The sequence below is a fragment of the Rhodococcus sovatensis genome (genome assembly GCF_037327425.1).
GTDB classification, from domain to species: Bacteria; Actinomycetota; Actinomycetes; order Mycobacteriales; family Mycobacteriaceae; genus Rhodococcoides; species Rhodococcoides sovatense.
Genome location: NZ_CP147846.1, coordinates 2241718 through 2262678, shown reverse-complemented (window position 1 = coordinate 2262678; position 20961 = coordinate 2241718). Strand labels below are relative to the sequence as shown.

Genomic DNA, 20961 nt, shown 5'->3' with positions numbered 1-20961 from the left:
GTGAAAGCTGGACCGAAGGCGGCGGTAGACGACTCGCCCGTGCCGTTCAACTCACGGACGAAGGGCGCGAAGCGGTTCGCGGCCTGGGCAACGAAGTACATCAAGACGCCGAAGGGGACCGGCGCGCTGAAGGCGATGAAACTGCGGCCCTGGCAGGTCGACCTCGTGGGGTCCGTGCTCGACGCCCCGGTGCAACCACGGACCGCTGGCTGGATGCTTCCCCGTGGACAGGGTAAGTCCACGCTCATGGCCGCTTTGGGCCTATACGAGCTGTTCCAGGGGCCGGAAGGCGCGAACGTCGTCGTGGTCGCGGTGGACGAACGGCAGGCTGGAATCGTGTTCGGGATTGCCCGGCGCATGGTGGAACTGGACGACGCCCTGGCCAGCCGGTGCCAGGTATTCAAAGAACGCCTTGTTATACCCGGCCGCAACGCTGAATTCCATTGTCTACCAGCGGAACCCAAACGATTGGAAGGTCTGGACTACACGCTGGCCATCTTGGACGAAGGCGGCGTCGTCAGCCGGGATACGTACGAGGTTCTGACGTTGGCCCAGGGCAAGCGGGAACGTTCTTCGCTCGTGGTGATCGGAACGCCGGGACCGAACCCACACGACAACGTTCTGGCCGATCTTCGCCAGTACGCCGCCGAACACCCGGACGATACGACCCTGGTCTGGCGGGAATTCTCCGCCGACGAGTTCATCGATCACCCGGTCGATTGTCGGCACTGCTGGCAACTGGCGAACCCGGCCCTGGGTGACTACCTCCACGAAGACGCATTGGTGGCCCTGCTGCCACCGAAGACGCGGGAAGCGACGTTTCGCCGCGCCCGGCTGTGTCAGTTCGCCAGTGAGACCGACGGGTCGTTCCTGCCGCGTGGCGTGTGGGACGGGCTGGACACGGGCTTAGAGCGTGTCTCTTAAATTGGGTCCGTTTTCGTTTTCATCGCCGGGCGGTGGTTGTGGTTGCGGGAGTGCAGAACTGCCGCGCACAGGACAACGCCCCCGAGGAATGTCATGGCGTACTTGTCATATCGAGTGGCCACACCACGCCACTGTTTGAGCCGCCCGAAGCCACGCTCGACGGTGTTGCGGTGCTTGTACATCGTCGGATCGAAACCCGGTGGACGACCACCGGCGGACCCCTTGTCGGCCCGTCGCTGCTTCTGGTCGCTGCGCTCGGGAATGGTGTGTTTGATCTTGCGGCGACGCAGTTCGGTGCGGGTACTGGGATGGGTGTACGCCTTGTCGGCGAGCAATCGGTAGTCCTGGTCCCCACCGGCAGCTCGGTGGGCATCGAGCAACGGCACCAACTGTGGATTGTCCCCGGCTTGCCCACCGGTCAGCAGCATCGTCACCGGCGAGCACGTCAGGTCGGTCAGTGCATGGATCTTCGTGGTGAATCCTCCGCGAGATCGACCCAACGCGTGGTCAGCGGGTTCGTCGACGGATTTCTTGTAATTCGACAAGGCCCCCTGTGAGAGTGTCGGCTCGCGCACCGGCCGCATGCTGATGCGCCCGGACGCTGGTCGAGTCGATCGAGAGCACCGCCCCGATATCGCCGTCGAGTTCTTCCGGGTCGAGACCGAACACCTCGGCCACCGCGGCAAGCATCTCGTCGTAGGTGCCATCGAAGGACCATCGGTGGTGGCGTTTCCACACCGTCTGCCACGGACCGAAGTCCTCCGGCAGATCTCGCCACGGACACCCGGTACGGAATCGGTATGCGATGCCCTCCAGAATTCGCCGGTGCTCGGCGAACCGCCGCCCACGTTTTCCCACGTCGGTGGGTATCACTGGCTCGACGATCTCCCAGAACTCGTCACTGATCACTCCCACGCGCGTCATCGAAATATCATCGCTGACAGCACCTCTCAAATTTGGGAGACACGCTCTAGGTGTGCCGGACGGGGCGGAGGTAGTGCTGTCGCTGGACGGATCGTTCTCCGACGACACGACGGCGTTGCTCGTGGGTACCGTCTCGCCGACGCCGCACTTCGACGTCGTCGGTGTGTGGGAACGCCCGACAGGGGACGAGTCGTATCGGATCCCGGTTGCCGAGGTCGAACAGTTGGTTCGTGATTCCTGCAAGCGGTGGCGGGTCGTGGAAATCATCGCTGACCCGTTCCGGTGGACCCGGACCCTTCAGGCGTTGGAAGCCGAAGGGTTGCCAGTGGTGGAGTTTCCGCACAGTCCGTCGCGGCTGACTGCGGCAACGGGGGACTTGTACAGTGCCGCAACGTCTTCGGCCATGACTCACAGCGGCGACCCGCGACTGTCCGCGCACATCGCGGCGGCCGTGATCGTGGAAGACGGGCGCGGAATGCGCTTGGCCAAAGCCTCACGTCGTCGCAACGCCCGGAAGATCGACCTAGCTGCATGTTTGGTGATGGCACATTCTCGCGCTACCTGGCGCGCCACTCGTAAGAAGACGAAACGTCGCGTTCGATCGTTCGCGGCATAGGAAGGAAGAACCGATGACAGAACCGAGTTACCTGGAACTGGACCGGGCGCTGGACGTGCGCGCGGCCCGGATGCACCTCTTGGAGCAGTACTACCGCGGCGAACAGGCGTTGGCGTTTCTCAGTCCCGAAGCGAAGAAGGCACTAGGGCAACGGTTCGATCGGCTTGCGGTGAACCTTCCACGCCTAGCCGTGACGTCCATTGCGGAGCGGCTGCGGCTGACTGGGTTCGACGTGGACGGAGTCCGGTCCGCGGATCTGTGGAAGGCGTGGCTGCGGAACGATCTGGACCAACACGCCCCGACGGCCCACCGCGAAGCCCTGGCGCTCGGTGAGGCTTCGGCGATCGTATGGGGACGGAACAAGCGCGCCGTTGTGACAATCGAATCGGGCCATCAGGTGGCCGTGTATCGCGACGCTGGAAGCGGTGAAGTCCTGGCCGCTATCAAACGGTGGTCCGTCCTGGCCCCGGATGGAACTGCGAAACAGACGAAGTGGGTCTGCTATCGACCCGACCGGATCGAACGACTTACCGGCGACGGTTCAGCGATCACGGCGGCGACGGTGGACGAGACGATCGACAACCCGTTGCTGGCGGTTCCCGTTGTGCCACTGACGAACTCGGACCGTGTGCTGGACACGAACGGGGCGTCGGAGATTACCGATCTGATCCCGATCGTGGACGCGCTGAACAAGATCACCGCCGACATGCTGACCGGATCGGAGTACGGAGCGCGGCCCCGGCGATGGGCAACGGGTCTGGAACTGGAAGAACGGCCAGCCGTGAACGACGACGGAACGCCGGTTCTCGAAGACGGGGAACAGGTCATGGAAGCGGTGAACCCGATTTCGGAGACCGACCGGATGATGGTGAACGAGGCCGAAGGCGGCAAGTTCGGCCAACTGCCCGGCGCTGACCTGACCGGCTACGAGACCGCGGTGAACATTTTGTTGCAACAGGCTATGGCCGTGTCGGGTCTGCCTGCCCACTACGTCGGCGTCTTCGGTGCCAACCCGGCCAGTGCCGACGGGATCCGCGCCGCCGAGGCCGCACTGACGGCACGGGCGGAGTCGAAACAGGGACCGTTCGGTAGGGCCTGGGAACAGGTGGGCCGTCTGATCCTGGCCGTGGAGAACAGCGGGGAAGTGGCCGACTACAACGTGCGTGTTCGGTGGGCCGACCCGGCCACGAGGTCGAAGGCCCAGGAAGCCGACGCCACGGTGAAGCTGCACGCCGCCGGGATCATCACCACGGCGGAGGCTCGTGAATCGCTCGGAATCGAAAACCCGGAAGCCGGACCGACTCCGGTAGCTATCGCAGGAGGGAACGCAGCATGACCGCACCGACACCGAAGAAGCCGGACGAGGATCCGGCAACCGACCCGGCAACGCCGACGGACCCGGTACCCACGGATCCGACACCGACCGATCCCGTACCCGCCGATCCCGTACCGACTGATCCGGCACCGACCGACCCCGCACCGGACGGGGATACGTTCCCGCGCTCGTACGTCGAAGAACTACGCGGTGAGTCCGCCGGATATCGGACACAGCTCCGTACCGTCCAGGAACAACTGCACCGTGTGCTTGTGGAGAAGAACGGGGGACTGGCCGACGCGTCGGACTTGCCGTTCGACCCTGCCCATTTGGACGACCCGGAGGCGCTACAGGCCGCCATCGCCGCGGTGGTCGAAGCGAAGCCGCACCTGAAAGCGCGGAAATTTGCCGGGGACGTAGGGCAGGGTGGGCGTACCTCCGCACCCGCGGAGGTCAACCTGCTCGGCATGCTTCAGGGAAGGGTCTAGAAATGCCCGAAACATCGGAATCAGCGAAACACGACTTCGCATCTGACCGGCTCGTGGTCAGCAAGTGCGCGGAGTGCGGTCGTAGCTACGCGGACGACGTCCACCATCCCGACTTCGATCCGATGACGGCAAAGTTCTAGGCCACAACCAAATTGCGTGCCGGGTCAACTCGAAGGGAACGGCAATGAGCGAGAGCGCACAGACCGCAAGGCAAAAGTGGGAAACGGCGGTCAAATCGGTCCTGGACCGGATCGAGAACGGCGGCGTGGCGTCGCAGGATAAAGAGTGGGCCGAGGCCTATTCGCTACTCATCAGCGCGCCCCCGTTCAAAATCGACAACTGACGCAATATCCCCGAACCGGGCCTGATTCCCATATAGTGGGATCAGGCCCGGTGCCGTTTCTGCTGTATCGCAAGTGAGCCAGGCGCTCCGATCGCGTGAATTCTGTTCATTCACTTCGTCATTGGAGCGCCGTCATGGTCGAAACAACCACCGCAAACCCGACCCTTCTTCAGGAACAGGTCGCAAGCCTTCTCGTTCAGCCGCTCGAAAAGCAGTCCGTAGTGCTGGCGGCCGGGCCGAAAATCTTCGACACGTCCAGCCCGCTCCGAATCCCGCGCCTGACCTCCGGTGCGGCCGTCGGGTTCGTTGCCGAGGGCGCGGCGATCCCGGAAGGCGACGTCTCGTTCGATGAGGTCAAACTGCTGCCGTCGGACCTGAAGTCGCTGAAGGTGATCGTCCGGTTCACGAACGAGCTGATCCGTCAGTCCGTGATCGGTCTCGACGCGGTCCTGAAGACGCGGCTGGTCACCGACGTGTCCAACGCCCTGGATACCGCGCTGTTGTCCGGCACCGGGGCGACGAAGACGATCCGGGGAATCATCAATCAGCCTGGCGTCCAGACCGGCGTGCTTCAGGCCGCAGACCCGGACAGCTACCTGGACGCGATTGCCAAGGCCCACGCCCAGGAAGTGACGCCTAACCGTTGGTTCATCAACAGTCAGGACTTCATCACGCTCCGTAAGGCGAAGGATTCCCAGGGTCGATACCTGCTGGAATCGGATCTGACGAGCGAAGCGACCTACAAGCTGTTCGGTATCACCGTGACGCCGACCAACAAGCTGGCACCCGGTAAGGCCGTTCTACTCGACATCAATCAGGTTGCTGTCGCTCGTGACCTGGCCCCGTCGGTGACCCTCCTGCCGGAGCTGTACGCCGCGACCGACGAAACGGCCATTCGCGTGGTCGCTCGTTTCGATCTGGGTCTGTTGCATGCCGAAGGCGTCGTCGTTCTGACTGCCGCGTAATTCACCGACTCCGCCCCGGATTGGCCCTACCTCCTGCATGGTGCCGGTCCGGGGCGGTTCCCATCAGGAGGGGACACCCATGGCAGTAACGAACACGGAACTGGTCAAGTGGTTGGGACAACCGACGACCGACACCGATCTGATGGCCCAGGCGGCCCAGGCCGTCACCCTGGCCACGGCGATGATCGATGCATATTGCCGGGGCGCCCACATCAGGAAGCCGTCCACGGCGACGAAACCGGGAATCGACGCGGTCACCCTGATGGTCGCCGCCCGGATGCTGGCCAACCCGGAAGGTCTTCGCTACTCGACGGGCGTCGTCACGTTCAACGATGCGTTCCAGGGTTTCACCCTGGCCGAACTGTCGGTACTGAACCGATACCGGAAACGGGCGACGTGATGCCGCGCCTACTGCTTCGGGACACCGTCACGCTGAAGATCGGAGGCGGGATGGACGAGAACGACGATCCGATCCCGGCCCAGAATCTTCCGGTCCGCGCCGAAGTGATCCCGATTTCCGGTGACGAACAGGCCGCACGTGGCCGCATGATGACGTCGGTGGAGTACCGGCTACTCGTTGCCGACAAGCGGATCGAAACCGTGACGCAGGCAACCTGGCGCGGCCTCGTCTACACATTTCAGGGGAAGGTCATGGCCTACCGGATCGGTGGCCGCGTCCACCACTACGAGGTAGTCATGCGTACCGGCACGGGGTAGCAGTTCACGACTAGTTCACGACACAGAAAAGGCCCCCTCGAAAGGGGGCCTGACCTGGTATTTCCGTGGTGCGCGATACTGGGATTGAACCAGTGACCTCTTCCGTGTCAGGGAAGCGCTCTCCCGCTGAGCTAATCGCGCAAGTACTCGAATCGAAGGCCGGGAGCCTCGAAACGTCAACACTAACTTCACAAACGAGGTGGAGACGGGAATCGAACCCGTGTGCACGGCTTTGCAGGCCGTTGCCTCACCACTCGGCCACTCCACCATGGGCCTATGGTTCCTTGGCTGCCCTGGTCCTCGAGCGGATGACGGGATTCGAACCCGCGACCCTCACCTTGGCAAGGTGATGCGCTACCACTGCGCCACATCCGCATGCGCCTCGGTGACATTCGCTGTCTCCGTGGTGCGGTGAAAACATTAGACTAACTTCTCGCGAACTCACAAATCAGGTGGTCAGGCGTGCTTTTTGTCGGCAGTGGCCCGCGTTCGACCCGAGTTTCGGTGTGTCGGTGGGACTCGGAAGGGGCAGATGGGGCGATTCGAGATCATCGAGGGCCGCATGTTAATGTTTTGCCTCGTCCGGTCCCGTGGCTCAGTGGAAGAGCGTCCGCTTCACACGCGGAAGGTCGCTGGTTCGATCCCAGCCGGGACCACAGAGATAAGAAGCCTCATGCCCCCGGGCATGGGGCTTCTTTCGTTGAACCGCCGGTAGCCTGGTGCAGTGACTACTGACGAGGCTCGCGCTGACGAGAAGAATCGCGACAGCACGGACGAGGACGGTGTCTTCGACCGCATGGGCGATCGGCGGCGTCGGCTTCGCGCGAAGATCTCCGCAAATCCCACGCTCGAGCTTGCATACCGGATCACGGTGGCGGTCGTCGGACTGATCGTTCTGGGCCTCGGCATCTTGGCCATTCCGTACCCGGGTCCGGGTTGGTTGATCGTCTTCGCAGGTCTCGGCATTCTGGCCTCCGAGTTCACCTGGGCACATCGGCTTCTGAAGTTCGCTCGCGCGCGATACGACCGCTTCATGGCGTGGTTTTCTCGCCAGTCGATCGTCGTCAAAGCGGCAAGCTCACTGCTGACGATGCTCATCGTGCTGGCGACGCTGTGGCTGCTGGGTACCTTCTCGCTCGTGGGCGGATGGTTCGGTCTGGACTGGACCTGGCTGGCCAGTCCGCTCTGATCGCGCTGTGCGGTGTGACGGCGAGTGAGTGGCCGACAGCCGATAGGCTGTCATCGGTCTTCCGACCGCGTCAGGACAATCGAGGAGTACATCGCCGTGACCATGCCCGTAACCGCCGTCTCGCTCGCCCGCATCATGGTGCCGGCAGGAACGACCGCCGGAACGGCGCTTCGAGACACGGGGCTCCCGAACAAGGGTCCCGACGCGATCGTCGTGGTCCGCGACGTGGACGGCAAGCTTCGTGACCTCTCGTGGGCGCCAGAGTCGGACGCCGAGGTCGAACCGGTCGCAGCGAACACCGAAGACGGACGAAGTGTCATCAGGCATTCAGCCGCGCACGTTCTGGCTCAGGCCGTTCAAGAGCTCTTTCCGAGCGCCAAGCTCGGCATCGGCCCCTTCATCAAGGACGGCTTCTACTACGATTTCGATGTCGAGCAGCCGTTCACTCCCGAGGATCTGACCGCCCTCGAGAAGAAGATGAAGCAGATCGTGAAGGCGGGACAGCGATTCTCTCGGCGGGTCTACTCGTCGATCGAGGAAGCACGCGAAGAACTCGCGAACGAGCCGTACAAGTTGGAGCTGGTCAACGACAAGTCCGGCATCGACGATCCCGAGATCATGGAAGTCGGTGGCGGCGAGCTGACCGCATACGACAACCTGAACCCCCGGACCGGAGAACGGATCTGGGGTGACCTGTGTCGAGGCCCGCACATCCCGACCACGAAGTACGTACCTGCGTTCAAGTTGACTCGTAGTTCCGCGGCGTACTGGCGCGGAAACCAGGACAACGCCGATCTGCAGCGCATTTACGGAACCGCGTGGGAGTCGGCCGAGGCACTCGATGCGCATCTCGAACTGCTGGCCGAGGCGGAGCGTCGCGATCATCGCAAGCTCGGTTCCGAACTGGACCTGTTCAGCTTTCCCGACGAATTGGGCTCCGGACTTCCGGTGTTCCATCCGAAGGGTGGCGTGATCCGCAACGAGCTCGAGAACTACTCCCGCCAGCGGCACATCGAAGAGGGCTACGAGTTCGTCAACACCCCGCACATCACCAAGGGTCATCTCTACGAGGTCTCGGGTCACCTCGACTGGTACCGCGACGGCATGTTCCCGGCGATGCACCTGGACGCCGAACTCGACGAGAACGGCGATGTGCGCAAGCCCGGCCAGGATTACTACCTCAAGCCGATGAACTGCCCGATGCACAACCTGATCTTCCGTTCCCGCGGGCGCTCGTACCGTGAATTGCCGCTACGCCTCTTCGAGTTCGGTTCGGTCTACCGCTACGAGAAGTCCGGCGTCATCCATGGTTTGACCCGCGTGCGCGGTATGACCCAGGACGATGCGCACATCTTCTGCACCCGCGAGCAGATGCGCGGCGAGCTCACCAGCACCCTCGAATTCGTTCTCGGTCTGCTGAAGGACTATGGTCTCGACGACTTCTATCTCGAGCTCTCCACCAGAAACCCGGACAAGTCCGTCGGCAGCGACGAGGTCTGGGAAGAGGCCACGAACACCCTTGCCGAGGTGGCGGCCGCGTCGGGCCTCGACCTCGTGCCCGACCCCGGCGGCGCTGCGTTCTACGGCCCCAAGATCTCTGTTCAGGCGAAGGACGCTCTCGGCCGGACCTGGCAGATGTCGACCATCCAGCTCGACTTCAACCTTCCCGAGCGCTTCGAGCTCGAATACACCGCATCGGGCGGGACGAAGGAACGCCCGGTGATGATCCACCGTGCGCTGTTCGGTTCCATCGAACGATTCTTCGGAGTGCTGACCGAGCACTACGCCGGTGCCTTCCCCGCCTGGCTCGCACCCGTGCAGGTGGTCGGCATCCCCGTCGCCGAGGTCCACCAGGACCATTTGTCCGTGGTGGTGAAAGAGCTGAAGAAGCGTGGCATCAGAGCCGAGGTCGATGCCAGTGACGACCGGATGCAGAAGAAGATCTTCAACCAGACAGCGCAGAAAGTCCCGTTCATGCTGCTCGCCGGTGAACGGGACGTCGAAGCCGGGGCCGTCAGCTTCCGTTTCCGTGACGGCAGCCAGGTCAACGGAGTCCCGACGGCGCGCGCCGTGAACCTCGTCGCCGATTGGATCTCCGCCCGCAACAACGCATCTCCCACTGCCGCGCTCTTCAGTGAAGATCAGGAGTGAGCTGACCATGCCCGAACAGGACGGTTCGATCGTCGACACCGGCTTCGGTGATCCCGACCGGCTCCAGCGACTGTGGACACCGCACCGAATGTCCTACATCGCGGAAGCGCCGGGCGCGAAGAACAAGTCCAGCGAACCGTTCTCGGATATTCCGCACATGAGCGACGAGGACGGACTGGTCGTGGCGCGCGGCGAGCAGGTGTATGCGGTACTCAACCTGTACCCCTACAACCCGGGGCACATGATGATCGTGCCCTACCGCCGGGTCGCCGCCCTCGAAGATCTCACGCCCGCCGAGAGCGCGGAGCTGATGTCGTTCACCCAGCACGCGATTCGAACCATCAAGAGTGTGTCCAATCCGCACGGTTTCAACGTCGGGCTCAACCTGGGGGCCGCTGCGGGTGGTTCCCTCGCCGAGCATCTGCACCAACACATCGTGCCGCGGTGGGGTGGCGACGCGAACTTCATCACCGTCGTAGGTGGCGCCAAAGTCATGCCACAGTTGCTCCGCGACACGCGCGCGCTGCTGGCCGCGGCCTGGGCCGAATGATCCGCTTCGGAGTGAACAACAGAACTCGAAAGGAGGGTTCGCGGTGCTGAGCTTCTTCGGGCGCGCTCCGGTATCGAAAGTGACTGCGCCGCTCGGCCGGGCACTCAACAGCACCGGTCTGACGCCCAACTCGGTGACCCTCATCGGCACCGTTGTCACCGTCGGTGCTGCGGTGACGATGTATCCCGCGGGTTACCTGTGGTGGGGATCTGTCGTCATTACAGTATTCGTCCTCTTCGACATGCTCGACGGTGCCATGGCGAGGGCGCGCGGAGGTGGCACCAAGTACGGCGCCGTACTCGATGCGACATGTGACCGCGTCGCAGACGGTGCAATCTTCGCTGGTCTTGCGTGGTGGGCCGTCTACAGCGAGCAGAACAAGCTGCTGTTGATCGCAACCATCATCTGTCTCATCACCTCGCAGGTCATCTCCTATGCCAAGGCACGAGCAGAAGCCAGCGGGCTGTCCGCAGACGGCGGATGGATCGAGCGCGCCGATCGTCTGGTATTCGTCTTGGTCGGTGCAGGCCTCACTGGCATCGGACGGCACTACGACATTCCGTGGCTCGACAGCGTGATCTACCCGGCAATGTGGGTACTTGCGGCTCTGAGCATCGTGACGGTGTTTCAGCGCGTGCTTGCGGTGCGCAGCTCCGAGGGTGCCCGCGACATCATCGTCAAGTCGACGACGACGCCGCCGCCGCCGAGCGACGAACCCGAGCCGTCGTGACGTTCGCCGAACGGGCCAGCGATGTCGGTTATGCCGCAGGGTGGCGCGTCGTTCGCGGTTTGCCCGACGGCATGGCCCGCACGCTCTTCGACAGGGGTGCAGACTTCGCAGCGGCCCGCGGCGGTGGACCGCAGCAGTTGCGTCGCAACCTCGCTCGCGTACTCGGTGTACCTGCGGACAGTGTGCCGGACGAGCTCATTCGGTCCAGCGTCCGCTCGTACGCGAGATATTGGCGCGAAGCTTTTCGTCTTCCGTCCATGAATTTGGACGCGCAGGCTGCGGTTATCGACAAGTGCGTACACGGTCGCGAGCATCTCGACGCCGCCATTGCCGAGGGCGTCGGCGCTGTTCTGGCGCTTCCGCACAGCGGCAACTGGGATATGGCGGGTATGTGGCTCGTTCGGTACTACGGACGACTCGCGACGGTGGCCGAGCGGTTGAAGCCGGAGTCGCTCTATCAACGGTTCGTCGACTACCGAGAAAGTCTCGGTTTCGAGATCTTTCCTCTCAGCGGAGGCGAGGTCCCGCCGTTCGCGGCGTTGTCGGATCGTCTACGTGAGAACAAGATCGTCTGTCTTCTCAGCGAGCGGGATCTGGCGAAGCACGGTGTGCCGGTGACGTTCTTCGGCGAGGAAACACGGATGGCAGCTGGTCCGGCAAAACTCGCGATCGACACCGGCGCACATCTTCTTGCGGTGCACTGCTACTTCGACGGCGATGGATGGGGATTCACGATCTCACCGCGTATCGACGTCGACGGGGGAGTGCAGAAGGCGACGCAGGAGTTGGCGGATCGGTTCGCGTCCAACATCGCCGCTCATCCCGAGGACTGGCACATGCTGCAGCCTCTGTGGCTTGCAGACCTGTCCGATGCGCGGCGCGCGAGGATCGAGAACTCGTGAAGATCGGGATGGTGTGCCCCTATTCGTTCGACGTGCCCGGCGGAGTGCAGGCGCACGTCGAGCAATTGGCCGAGGTGTTCATCGAGCGCGGCCACCGCGTCAGCGTTCTCGCTCCTGCGTCCGACGAGACGGTGCTGCCCGACTTCGTCGTGTCCGCCGGTGAGGCGTTGGCAATTCCGTACAACGGATCGGTTGCTCGATTGCGATTCGGGCCGATCACCTACTCGAGGATCCGAAAGTGGATCGCCGAGAACGACTTCGACGTCCTGCATATCCACGAACCGAACGCGCCGAGCCTGTCGATGCTTGCGCTGAAGGCCGCCGAGGGTCCAATTGTGGCGACCTTCCATACGTCCACCACGAAGTCGTTGGTGCTCAGCACGTTTCAAGGTGTCCTGCGGCCCTATCACGAGAAGATCAGTGGTCGCATCGCCGTGTCGGAGTTGGCGCGACGATGGCAGGTCGAGGCTCTGGGCAGCGACGCCGTCGAGATTCCCAATGGCGTGGACGTGCAGGCATTTGCCCGCGCGCCGATGCTTCCCGGTTACCCGAGGGCAGGGGGGACCGTACTGTTCCTCGGCCGCTTCGACGAGCCACGAAAGGGCATGGCGGTGCTGTTGTCGGCTCTGCCTGAGCTGGTCGGCCGCCACCCGGACATCGAAATTCTCGTGGTCGGCCGAGGCGACGAGGACAAGTTACGCAAGGAAGCCGGATCGTTGGCTTCGCACCTGACGTTCCTCGGGCAGGTCGACGACGCGGAGAAGGCATCCGCATTGCGGAGCGCCGACGTGTACTGCGCGCCGAACCTCGGCGGCGAAAGCTTCGGCATCGTGCTGGTGGAGGCGATGGCGTCGGGAACCGCAGTGGTCGCCAGCGAGCTCGACGCGTTCCGTCGAGTGCTTCGAGACGGCGCTGCAGGATTGCTGGTGCCTGTCGGTGACTCCGCTGGATTGGCAGCCGCGCTCGACTCGCTCCTGTCCTCCGAGGAGACGAGGGCAGGACTCGTTGCAGCGGCGTCCAGCGCCGTGACGGACTACGACTGGCCCGTCGTTGCCGAGCAGATCATGCGGGTCTACGAGACCGTGACCATCGGTGGCCAGAAAGTGCGGGCTGCAAGCTGATGACGTTGTCTGCTCTGACCATTCTTGTCGTCGGTGTCGTGGCCGTTCTGGTCCTGGTGATCGGTCTGTGGGCCTATGCAACGGCGAATCGACTCGATCGGTTGCACGTCCGATCGGATCTGGCCTGGCAGTCTCTCGATTCGGCGTTGGCCAGGCGCGCTGTCGTTGCCCGTGCGGTGTCTGCCGCGACACGCAGCAGTCTCGAGGAGAGTCGACGGCTCGCCGCGCTGGCGGACACAGCGGAGCGAGCCGACCGTGCACATCGTGAAGTAGCGGAGAACGCGGTGTCGGTGGCGTTGGCAGCGCTCGACCCAGCCGACCTACCTCCCAGGCTCGTCGCCGAGCTCGCCGACGCGGAAGCGCGTGTGCTGATCGCGCGACGATTCCACAACGACGCGGTACGTGACACCCTCGCGCTTCGGACGACGGCGCCCGTGCGGCTGCTTCACCTCGGTGGAACCGCGCAGTTGCCCACCTACTTCGAGATCGCCGAGCGCTCGGCGTCCGAGACGTTCGGACACGAGGGGCGCGCAGTTCAGCGCACCTCTTCGCGTGTCGTCCTTCTCGACGAGCGGGGCAGGGTGCTGTTGCTGCGCGGACACGACCCCGCCGTTCCCGATGTCTACTTCTGGTTCACTATCGGCGGTGCCGTGGAATCGGGTGAGAATCTGCGCGAAGCGGCAGTGCGGGAGGTGCTCGAAGAAACAGGACTGACGGTGGCCGCGGCGGATCTGAAGGGCCCGCTATGGAGGCGGGTGGTGACCTTTCCGTTCAACGGAACGTTGCTGCGGTCCGAGGAACTGTTCTTCGCGTACCGCACTCAGGAGTTCGAACCCGAGCACGCGGGGTTCACCGATCTGGAACGACGAACGGTGACTGGGTATCGGTGGTGCACGGAAGATGACATCCGATCCCTCTCCTCGACCGGAGAAACCGTGTATCCGCAGGATCTCGCGGAGTTGCTGGACGAAGTGAACATCGTGCTGGCTCGTCGCGTTGAGCCGGATGTGCGCGCTATCCGCTGAAAGGTCCAGCACTCTCGGACTGGCTATGGGAACAAGCGCCAGTTCGGCCTATCATCGAGCGCGCTCCAAAGGAGCCAGACTGTCCCCACACCCCAGGAGTTCGCTGTGACCAGCCCCATCGTGCCCGCATCACAAGCTTCCGACAGTAGCGGTGCATCGGAAGGATTCGGAAGAGGAACAGCTCGGGTCAAGCGCGGCATGGCCGAGATGCTCAAGGGCGGCGTGATCATGGATGTGGTCACCGCCGATCAGGCGAAGATCGCCGAGGACGCAGGCGCCGTCGCCGTCATGGCGCTCGAACGGGTTCCCGCAGACATCCGCGCGCAAGGCGGGGTCTCGCGGATGAGCGATCCGGACATGATCGACAGCATCATCGCCGCGGTATCCATCCCGGTCATGGCCAAGGCTCGAATCGGTCACTTCGTCGAGGCTCAGATCCTGCAGAGTCTCGGGGTCGACTACGTGGACGAGTCCGAGGTGCTGACACCAGCCGACTACGCCAACCACATCGACAAGTGGAACTTCACCGTTCCGTTCGTCTGTGGTGCCACCAACCTCGGGGAGGCACTGCGTCGCATCACCGAAGGTGCCGCGATGATCAGGTCGAAGGGTGAGGCAGGAACGGGCGACGTCTCGAACGCGACGACACACATGCGCAAGATTCGCGACGAAATCCGTCGTCTGACTTCGCTCCCCGAAGACGAGTTGTACGTCGCTGCCAAAGAACTTCAGGCACCGTACGACCTCGTCGTCGAGGTTGCTCGCGCCGGCAAGCTCCCGGTCACGTTGTTCACCGCGGGCGGCATCGCGACGCCGGCAGACGCAGCGATGATGATGCAACTCGGTGCGGAAGGCGTCTTCGTCGGATCCGGAATCTTCAAGTCCGGCAACCCGAAGGAACGCGCCGAGGCCATCGTGAAGGCCACGACGTTCCACGACGATCCTGACGTGCTCGCCAAGATCTCCCGCGGGCTCGGCGAGGCGATGGTCGGTATCAACGTCGACGATCTCCCCGTCGGTCACCGGCTCGCCGAGCGCGGTTGGTGACCCGTCGGGCTTATCTGCGGGCGAGCACCGCGGGTTTGTCCGGGTGGTCCCACCGAACGGTGAAGTCGGGCTGGACCTCGATGTCGGCGTAGTAGGTGAGGATCGGCTGGATCGTCCAGCTCGACGCGGCCGGTGTTCGTCTGCGGAGCGCGCCTTCACTCAGCTTCAGGTGGACGGTCACCGCGGCGTCGTCGATACGGCCGAGGATCGTCGGCCCCGCGATTACGAGTACTTGATCCGAAGCCGCGTCGACGAGTCGAGCGCGCGCTGAGCGATCGGTCGCTTCGTCCCAGAGCCGGGGAAGATAGCGGCCTCGGCCACCGGCGCGCAGCGGGCCCACCACTTCGCGTTCGACGGCATCGAAGTCGAACCATGCTGTCCTGTAGGTCAATTCGTCGTTTCTCGAGTATTCGAATCGCAGTGACGCGGGGCGTACATAGTCGTGAAGGTCGATTACGTCACAGGAACGTCCGGATGATCGAACTCGTTCGCGGATCCGATGAGCGAACGCGACGGGCTCGGCGGCGTCCGCGCCGTCGACCACACCGATTGCCCGACGGCCGAGTGGAATTCGATCGCAGATCCTCGCCACGAGCAGGTCGGGAAATATCGGAGCAGCGGCCGAAGAATCGTGGTGGGGCACCAGCCCATCTTGCCTGCCGACTGGCTTGTTAGCCTTCACCAGCAGTGACGAGAAAGGTGACCAATGGCCAGTATCGAGGACATTCTCGAACTCGAGCGCATAGAGAACGACATCTTTCGTGGTCGGACGTTCCCGAGTCTGTTGCAACGGACGTTCGGCGGCCAAGTCGCCGGCCAAGCTTTGGCATCCGCTGTCAACACCGTCGACGAGCAGTATCGGGTGCATTCGCTGCACGGCTACTTCATCCGGCCCGGCAATCCGACCGAACCGACGGTCTACATGGTCGAGAGGATCCGCGACGGTCGTTCGTTCTGTACTCGGCGAGTGACCGGCATCCAGGACGGAAAGGCGATCTTCACCATGTCCGCGTCGTTCCACGTCGAAGATTCCGGGATTTCGCACCAGGACACGATGCCGCGCGTCGTCGAACCCGAGTCCCTCCCTGATCCACGCGATCTTCCCAACTTCGACAATTCGTTCTACGAAGAGTGGAAAGAGTGGGACATACGCAGGATCCCGGACGATCAGACCGAGAAGCACGCGAGTTTCGCCGCGCAGCAGCGAGTGTGGTTCCGGTACCGGGATCACCTTCCGGACAGTCAGGTGTTTCACGTGTGCACCCTCGCGTACATGTCTGACATGACGCTGATCGGTTCGGCGAAAGTTCCCCATCGCGACGTCGTCACGCAGACGGCGTCACTCGATCACGCGCTGTGGTTCCTGCGGCCATTCCGTGCGGACGAGTGGTTGCTGTACGACCAGACGTCGCCGTCCGCCGATTTCGGTCGAGCACTGGCGCAGGGAAGAATCTTCGACAGACAGGGGCGAATGGTCGCGGCAGTCGTGCAGGAAGGACTCATGCGCATCGAGCGCGATACGTCTAAAACGATCACCGATCCGTTCGCCCCCAAATGAGTGGCCCGACTATCGGTGTCCTTGCGCTGCAGGGTGACGTCCGCGAACACTTGGACGCACTGACGGCGAGCGGCGCGACCGGAGTCACCGTGCGACGCCCGTCCGAACTGGATGCGGTGGATGGACTCGTCATTCCCGGCGGGGAGTCGACCACCATGAGCAACTTGCTGTCGGTATTCGATTTGCTCGAGCCGCTGCGCGCGCGACTGAAGGACGGCCTACCGGCCTACGGTTCGTGTGCAGGCATGATTCTGCTCGCCACCGAGGTGCTCGACACCCGGCCGGACGCGCAGCATCTCGACGGACTCGACATCACCGTCCGGCGCAACGCGTTCGGTCGTCAGGTCGACTCGTTCGAAACGGATCTCGAGTTCGCCGGGATCGACGGTGATGCTGTGCGAGCAGTGTTCATTCGCGCTCCATGGGTCGAACGAGTCGGAGACGACGTCGAGGTACTTGCGGTGGTTCCGGCGGGCCCTGCAGCAGGCAAGGTCGTTGCCGTCAGGCAGGGCGTGGTCATGGCCACGAGTTTCCATCCCGAGGTGACCGGTGATCGACGTGTTCATCAGCAGTTCGTGAACCTGGTTCGGGCGGCGTAACACCTCTATTTCGAGCGTGGTCGAGCCATCTGGAGTCGACCACCGCAACGCACGCGTAAACTACGAACACTTGTTGTATGTACGAAAGGGGCTCCATCGCATGAGCGGCCACTCCAAATGGGCCACCACCAAGCACAAGAAGGCGGTGATCGACGCCAGGCGCGGCAAGTCGTTCGCCAAACTCATCAAGAACATCGAGGTGGCGGCCCGTACCGGTGGTGGCGATCCGACGGGAAATCCGACGTTGTTCGACGCCATTCAGAAGGCGAAGAAGACCTCGGTGCCCATCGACAACATCGAGCGGGCCCGCAAGCGCGGCGCCGGTGAAGAAACCGGTGGCGCCGACTGGCAGACGATCATGTACGAGGGCTATGGACCCAACGGCGTGGCAGTACTGATCGAGTGTCTGACGGACAACCGTAATCGTGCAGCCGGTGAAGTGCGCGTTGCGATGACCCGTAACGGCGGCAACATGGCCGATCCGGGATCGGTGTCCTACCTGTTCTCGCGCAAGGGACTGGTCACCCTGGAGAAGAACGGTCAGAGCGAAGACGACGTCCTGATGGCAGTGCTCGACGCGGGCGCCGAGGAAATCACCGACAACGGCGACACATTCGAGATCGTCAGCGAGCCCACCGATCTCGTCGCAGTGCGTTCGGCGCTGCAGGAGGCGGGCATCGACTACGACTCCGCCGAGGCGAGCTTCCAGGCTTCGGTCAGCGTGCCGGTCGACGCCGACGGCGCACGCAAGGTGTTCAAGCTCATCGACGCTCTCGAAGACAGTGACGACGTGCAGAACGTGTACTCCAACGTCGAACTGTCCGATGAGGTACTGGCCGAGCTCGAAGAAGACTGACACCGATCCGTCGAGCGGGTGTCGCAGCCGCCAGCCGCGGTAGTCCTCCGCTACGCTATCGAACAACAGTTCGTAAGCGGAAGGTGGCAACAGTGCGCGTCATGGGCGTCGATCCCGGCTTGACCCGGTGTGGGTTGAGCTTGATCGAGGGCGGGGCAGGGCGCAGCGTCATCGCACTCGATGTGGACGTGGTTCGAACGCCCGCTGACATGGACCTCGCGCAGCGGTTGTTGCGGATCGCGGAAGCAGCGGAGTACTGGCTGGACACCCATCGGCCGGATGTCGTTGCCATCGAGCGAGTATTCGCTCAGCACAACGTTCGAACCGCGATGGGAACCGCGCAAGCGGGCGGAGTCATCGCCCTTGCGGCGGCCCGCCGGGGGATAGACGTGTGTTTTCACACCCCGAGTGAGGTGAAGGCGGCTGTCACCGGAAACGGTAGTGCCGACAAGGCTCAGGTCACCGCGATGGTGATGCGCATTCTCGGTTTGCAGACGGCGCCGACTCCCGCGGACGCTGCCGACGCGCTGGCGCTGGGAATCTGCCATTGCTGGCGTGCTCCCATGATCGCCAGAATGGCCCAGGCCGAGGCGATGGCCGCAGAGCAGAAGCGGAAGTACGAGGCGCGTCTGGCCGAGGAACGCAAGACCAGGGCTGCTGCAGCGAAGAAGCTCGACAGCGCCACCAAGCTGAAAGCAAGGAAAGAGGCGGGCGCCCGATGATTGCGTCGATTCGCGGGGAAGTCCTCGAGATTGCCCTCGACCACGCCGTTCTCGAAGCGTCGGGAGTCGGCTACCGAGTCAACGCGACACCGGTGACGCTCGGAACACTCACTCGCGGTTCGGAGTCGAGGCTCCTGACGACGATGATCGTGCGTGAGGACTCGATGACTTTGTACGGGTTCGAGGACAGTGAGTCGAGGGATTTGTTCTCGCTGCTGTTGACGGTGTCCGGCGTCGGTCCACGAATCGCGATGGCAACGTTGGCGGTACTCGACCCCCATGCGCTGCGCACTGCCCTCGCGGACAGCAACATCACCGCCCTGACGCGAGTGCCCGGCATCGGCAAGCGCGGAGCCGAGCGCATGATCGTCGAACTCAGAGACAAGGTCGACGCCATTGTCGGCGGATCAGGCGCGATGTCTCTTCCATCGGGTTCGACCGGTGGGAACCCGGTTCGCGACCAGATCGTCGACGCGCTCACTGGTCTCGGCTTCCCGCCCAAGCAGGCCGAGGATGCCACGGATGCAGTTCTGGCCGCTCAGCCGGACGCGACCACCTCGGCAGCGTTGCGGTCGGCCCTCGCCTCTCTGGGTAAGAGCAAGTGAGCGACGCCGCAGAGTCCGAGGAATCGCAGTTGAGCGCCGAGATGATCTCGGACGACGGCGACGTCGAGACGAGTCTGCGGCCGAAGTCGTTGACCGACTTCATCGGGCAACCTCGAGTGCGAGAGCAACTCCAGCTCGTCCTGACCGGAGCCAAGCTGCGGGGCAGCACTCCCGATCACATCCTGATGTCCGGCCCGCCAGGCCTGGGCAAAACGTCGATGGCCATGATCATCGCTCAAGAGCTCAACACGTCGCTGCGGCTCACGTCGGGACCCGCCCTCGAGCGCGCCGGGGATCTCGCGGCGATGCTCAGCAATCTGGTCGAGGGTGACGTGCTGTTCATCGATGAGATCCATCGAATCGCACGCCCGGCTGAGGAAATGCTCTACCTGGCCATGGAGGACTTTCGGGTCGACGTGGTCGTGGGGAAGGGACCGGGTGCTACGTCGATTCCGCTCGAGGTCGCTCCCTTCACTCTCGTCGGAGCCACCACGAGGTCCGGTGCCCTCACCGGACCGCTGCGTGATCGCTTCGGGTTCGTCGCGCACATGGATTTCTACGAGCCCGAGGAGCTGGAGAAGATCCTGCTGCGTTCGGCCGGGATTCTGGGCGTCCCCATCGACAAGGAAGGCTGCGCCGAGATCGCCGGACGGTCGCGTGGCACTCCTCGGATCGCAAACCGTCTCCTCCGCAGAGTCCGCGACTACGCCGAGGTTCGCGGCGACGGAACGGTGACGAAGCAGACCGCGCAGGAGGCACTCGTGGTCTACGACGTGGATCAACTCGGTCTGGACCGCTTGGACCGGGCTGTTCTGAGCGCCTTGATCAGAAGCTTCGGCGGTGGGCCCGTCGGAGTATCGACTCTCGCGGTAGCGGTCGGCGAAGAGCCGGCGACGGTAGAGGAAGTCTGCGAACCGTTTCTGGTGCGCGCGGGGATGGTTGCCCGAACGCCGCGGGGGCGTGTCGCCACAGCGGCAGCATGGACGCATCTCGGTCTCGTCCCGCCGCCGGACCTCGCGATAGGTGGCATTTCCGTGCGAACCAACGAGGCTCAGCAGGGATTATTCGAATAATCTGCTGATAAACAGCGGGAGCCGGACAGATCACCGGTGAGGTAATGGCACACTAGAACCAATGCCCGGCACTTAATCACTGCCGAGACGACACGCCAACCGACACGATTTTAGGACTGACGTACAAGATGGAACTGCTATTTCCGCTGCTGATCGTGGCACTGCTCGTACCGATGTTTCTCAACGTTCGCAAACAGAAGAGAGTCCTTGCCGACACTCAGGCGTTGCAGAACTCGTTGAAGGTCGGCGACGAGGTCGTGACGACCGCCGGACTGTATGCCCGGGTAGTCCTGGTAGAAGAAGACACCGTCGACCTCGAGGTCGCGGACGGAATCATCACCACGTGGTCGCGTGCCGTGGTACGTGAGGTCCTTCCCACAGACATCGACGAGTCGACCGAGGTCGACCAGTTCGTCGCACCCGACGACCTGTCCGGTGTGGAAGGTGCGGGACCGTCGTTGGAGAAGAAGAGCCATACTGAGCCCGTCGCCGACGAGACGGTCGAGCAGAGCGCGCGTCGCCTAGACAAAGAGTGACCGAA

23 protein-coding genes, 4 tRNA genes and 3 pseudogenes are annotated in these 20961 nt (G+C 63.3%); 25 read left to right on the top strand and 5 right to left on the bottom strand.

The window, feature by feature from the left end; translation table 11 throughout:
• Window positions 1–906 (top strand): annotated as a pseudogene (locus WDS16_RS10495) (terminase large subunit domain-containing protein); the annotation flags it as partial.
• Between the two features lie 14 nt (window positions 907–920).
• On the opposite strand, the pseudogene WDS16_RS10490 reads toward WDS16_RS10495, so the two are convergent.
• Window positions 921–1848: pseudogene (locus WDS16_RS10490) on the bottom strand (IS5 family transposase).
• Between the two features lie 52 nt (window positions 1849–1900).
• On the opposite strand from WDS16_RS10490, the pseudogene WDS16_RS10485 reads away from it, so the two are divergent.
• From WDS16_RS10485 to WDS16_RS10450, 8 genes and pseudogenes are all read left to right on the top strand, one after another.
• Window positions 1901–2464, top strand: a pseudogene (locus WDS16_RS10485) (terminase); the annotation flags it as partial.
• Window positions 2465–2477: 13 nt separating this feature from the next.
• A complete protein-coding gene (locus tag WDS16_RS10480) occupies window positions 2478–3800 on the top strand; it encodes a phage portal protein (protein WP_338892555.1) in 1323 nt (440 codons plus the stop codon).
• Window positions 3797–4267 (top strand): hypothetical protein, encoded by a 471-nt coding sequence (locus WDS16_RS10475; protein ID WP_338892553.1) that lies wholly within the window; start codon window positions 3797–3799, stop codon window positions 4265–4267. The genes WDS16_RS10480 and WDS16_RS10475 overlap by 4 nt, the downstream gene beginning before the upstream one ends.
• Before the next feature lie 2 nt (window positions 4268–4269).
• Window positions 4270–4407 carry a hypothetical protein gene (locus WDS16_RS10470; RefSeq protein WP_338892551.1) on the top strand — a complete coding sequence of 46 codons (138 nt, stop codon included), beginning with the start codon at window positions 4270–4272 and terminating at the stop codon, window positions 4405–4407.
• 44 nt (window positions 4408–4451) lie between these two features.
• Window positions 4452–4610 (top strand): hypothetical protein, encoded by a 159-nt coding sequence (locus WDS16_RS10465; protein ID WP_338892549.1) that lies wholly within the window; start codon window positions 4452–4454, stop codon window positions 4608–4610.
• Window positions 4611–4744: 134 nt separating this feature from the next.
• On the top strand, window positions 4745–5575 hold the full coding sequence (locus WDS16_RS10460) for a phage major capsid protein (protein WP_338892547.1): 831 nt from the start codon (window positions 4745–4747) through the stop codon (window positions 5573–5575).
• 79 nt (window positions 5576–5654) lie between these two features.
• A complete protein-coding gene (locus WDS16_RS10455; RefSeq protein WP_338892545.1) occupies window positions 5655–5975 on the top strand; it encodes a hypothetical protein in 321 nt (106 codons plus the stop codon).
• Window positions 5975–6292, top strand: a complete 318-nt coding sequence (locus tag WDS16_RS10450) for a hypothetical protein (protein WP_338892543.1) — start codon at window positions 5975–5977, stop codon at window positions 6290–6292. The genes WDS16_RS10455 and WDS16_RS10450 overlap by 1 nt, the downstream gene beginning before the upstream one ends.
• 66 nt (window positions 6293–6358) lie before the next feature.
• Here WDS16_RS10450 and WDS16_RS10445 read toward each other — a convergent pair.
• The 3 genes from WDS16_RS10445 to WDS16_RS10435 form a co-directional block, all read right to left on the bottom strand.
• A tRNA-Val gene (locus WDS16_RS10445) sits at window positions 6359–6433 on the bottom strand.
• 56 nt (window positions 6434–6489) lie between these two features.
• Window positions 6490–6560, bottom strand: a tRNA-Cys gene (locus tag WDS16_RS10440).
• Between the two features lie 35 nt (window positions 6561–6595).
• A tRNA-Gly gene (locus WDS16_RS10435) sits at window positions 6596–6667 on the bottom strand.
• A 209-nt stretch (window positions 6668–6876) separates the two neighbouring features.
• Here WDS16_RS10435 and WDS16_RS10430 point away from each other — a divergent pair.
• The 9 genes from WDS16_RS10430 (at window position 6877) to pdxS (ending at window position 15007) form a co-directional block, all read left to right on the top strand.
• Window positions 6877–6948, top strand: a tRNA-Val gene (locus tag WDS16_RS10430).
• A 140-nt stretch (window positions 6949–7088) separates the two neighbouring features.
• A complete protein-coding gene (locus tag WDS16_RS10425) occupies window positions 7089–7481 on the top strand; it encodes a TIGR02611 family protein (RefSeq protein ID WP_338893332.1) in 393 nt (130 codons plus the stop codon).
• Window positions 7482–7583: 102 nt separating this feature from the next.
• A complete protein-coding gene (gene thrS, locus WDS16_RS10420; RefSeq protein ID WP_338893331.1) occupies window positions 7584–9632 on the top strand; it encodes a threonine--tRNA ligase in 2049 nt (682 codons plus the stop codon).
• Window positions 9633–9639: 7 nt separating this feature from the next.
• On the top strand, window positions 9640–10182 hold the full coding sequence (locus tag WDS16_RS10415; protein ID WP_338892541.1) for an HIT domain-containing protein: 543 nt from the start codon (window positions 9640–9642) through the stop codon (window positions 10180–10182).
• A gap of 43 nt (window positions 10183–10225) precedes the next feature.
• Entirely contained in the window at window positions 10226–10912 is a 687-nt protein-coding gene (gene pgsA / locus WDS16_RS10410) for a phosphatidylinositol phosphate synthase (protein WP_338892539.1), read from the top strand.
• Window positions 10909–11814 (top strand): phosphatidylinositol mannoside acyltransferase, encoded by a 906-nt coding sequence (locus WDS16_RS10405; protein ID WP_338892537.1) that lies wholly within the window; start codon window positions 10909–10911, stop codon window positions 11812–11814. The genes pgsA and WDS16_RS10405 overlap by 4 nt, the downstream gene beginning before the upstream one ends.
• Window positions 11811–12935, top strand: a complete 1125-nt coding sequence (locus WDS16_RS10400) for a glycosyltransferase family 4 protein (protein WP_338892535.1) — start codon at window positions 11811–11813, stop codon at window positions 12933–12935. The genes WDS16_RS10405 and WDS16_RS10400 overlap by 4 nt, the downstream gene beginning before the upstream one ends.
• Window positions 12935–13960, top strand: a complete 1026-nt coding sequence (locus tag WDS16_RS10395) for an NUDIX hydrolase (protein ID WP_338892533.1) — start codon at window positions 12935–12937, stop codon at window positions 13958–13960. The genes WDS16_RS10400 and WDS16_RS10395 overlap by 1 nt, the downstream gene beginning before the upstream one ends.
• Before the next feature lie 120 nt (window positions 13961–14080).
• Window positions 14081–15007 carry a pyridoxal 5'-phosphate synthase lyase subunit PdxS gene (gene pdxS, locus WDS16_RS10390; protein ID WP_338893330.1) on the top strand — a complete coding sequence of 309 codons (927 nt, stop codon included), beginning with the start codon at window positions 14081–14083 and terminating at the stop codon, window positions 15005–15007.
• Between the two features lie 10 nt (window positions 15008–15017).
• Here pdxS and WDS16_RS10385 read toward each other — a convergent pair whose 3' ends face one another.
• Entirely contained in the window at window positions 15018–15650 is a 633-nt protein-coding gene (locus WDS16_RS10385) for a hypothetical protein (RefSeq protein ID WP_338892531.1), read from the bottom strand.
• Window positions 15651–15713: 63 nt separating this feature from the next.
• On the opposite strand from WDS16_RS10385, the gene WDS16_RS10380 reads away from it, so the two are divergent.
• The 7 genes from WDS16_RS10380 to yajC all read left to right on the top strand — a co-directional run bounded on the left by WDS16_RS10380 (window position 15714) and on the right by yajC (window position 20956).
• Complete coding sequence (locus WDS16_RS10380) at window positions 15714–16565, top strand: acyl-CoA thioesterase II (RefSeq protein WP_338892529.1); 852 nt, start codon at window positions 15714–15716, stop codon at window positions 16563–16565.
• Entirely contained in the window at window positions 16562–17164 is a 603-nt protein-coding gene (gene pdxT / locus WDS16_RS10375) for a pyridoxal 5'-phosphate synthase glutaminase subunit PdxT (protein WP_338892527.1), read from the top strand. Before WDS16_RS10380 ends, pdxT begins: the two co-directional genes overlap by 4 nt.
• A 100-nt stretch (window positions 17165–17264) precedes the next feature.
• Entirely contained in the window at window positions 17265–18020 is a 756-nt protein-coding gene (locus WDS16_RS10370; protein ID WP_068376024.1) for a YebC/PmpR family DNA-binding transcriptional regulator, read from the top strand.
• A 92-nt stretch (window positions 18021–18112) separates the two neighbouring features.
• The gene (gene ruvC, locus WDS16_RS10365) at window positions 18113–18742 is read left to right on the top strand and encodes a crossover junction endodeoxyribonuclease RuvC (protein WP_338892524.1); all 630 of its coding nucleotides are present in this window, start codon (window positions 18113–18115) and stop codon (window positions 18740–18742) included.
• On the top strand, window positions 18739–19347 hold the full coding sequence (gene ruvA / locus WDS16_RS10360; RefSeq protein ID WP_338892523.1) for a Holliday junction branch migration protein RuvA: 609 nt from the start codon (window positions 18739–18741) through the stop codon (window positions 19345–19347). The genes ruvC and ruvA overlap by 4 nt, the downstream gene beginning before the upstream one ends.
• A 41-nt stretch (window positions 19348–19388) precedes the next feature.
• Window positions 19389–20420: a Holliday junction branch migration DNA helicase RuvB gene (gene ruvB / locus WDS16_RS10355; RefSeq protein ID WP_338893329.1), complete on the top strand. Its 1032-nt coding sequence runs from the start codon at window positions 19389–19391 to the stop codon at window positions 20418–20420.
• Between the two features lie 128 nt (window positions 20421–20548).
• Window positions 20549–20956 carry a preprotein translocase subunit YajC gene (gene yajC, locus WDS16_RS10350; protein WP_338892522.1) on the top strand — a complete coding sequence of 136 codons (408 nt, stop codon included), beginning with the start codon at window positions 20549–20551 and terminating at the stop codon, window positions 20954–20956.
• The last annotated feature ends 5 nt before the right edge of the window (window positions 20957–20961 follow it).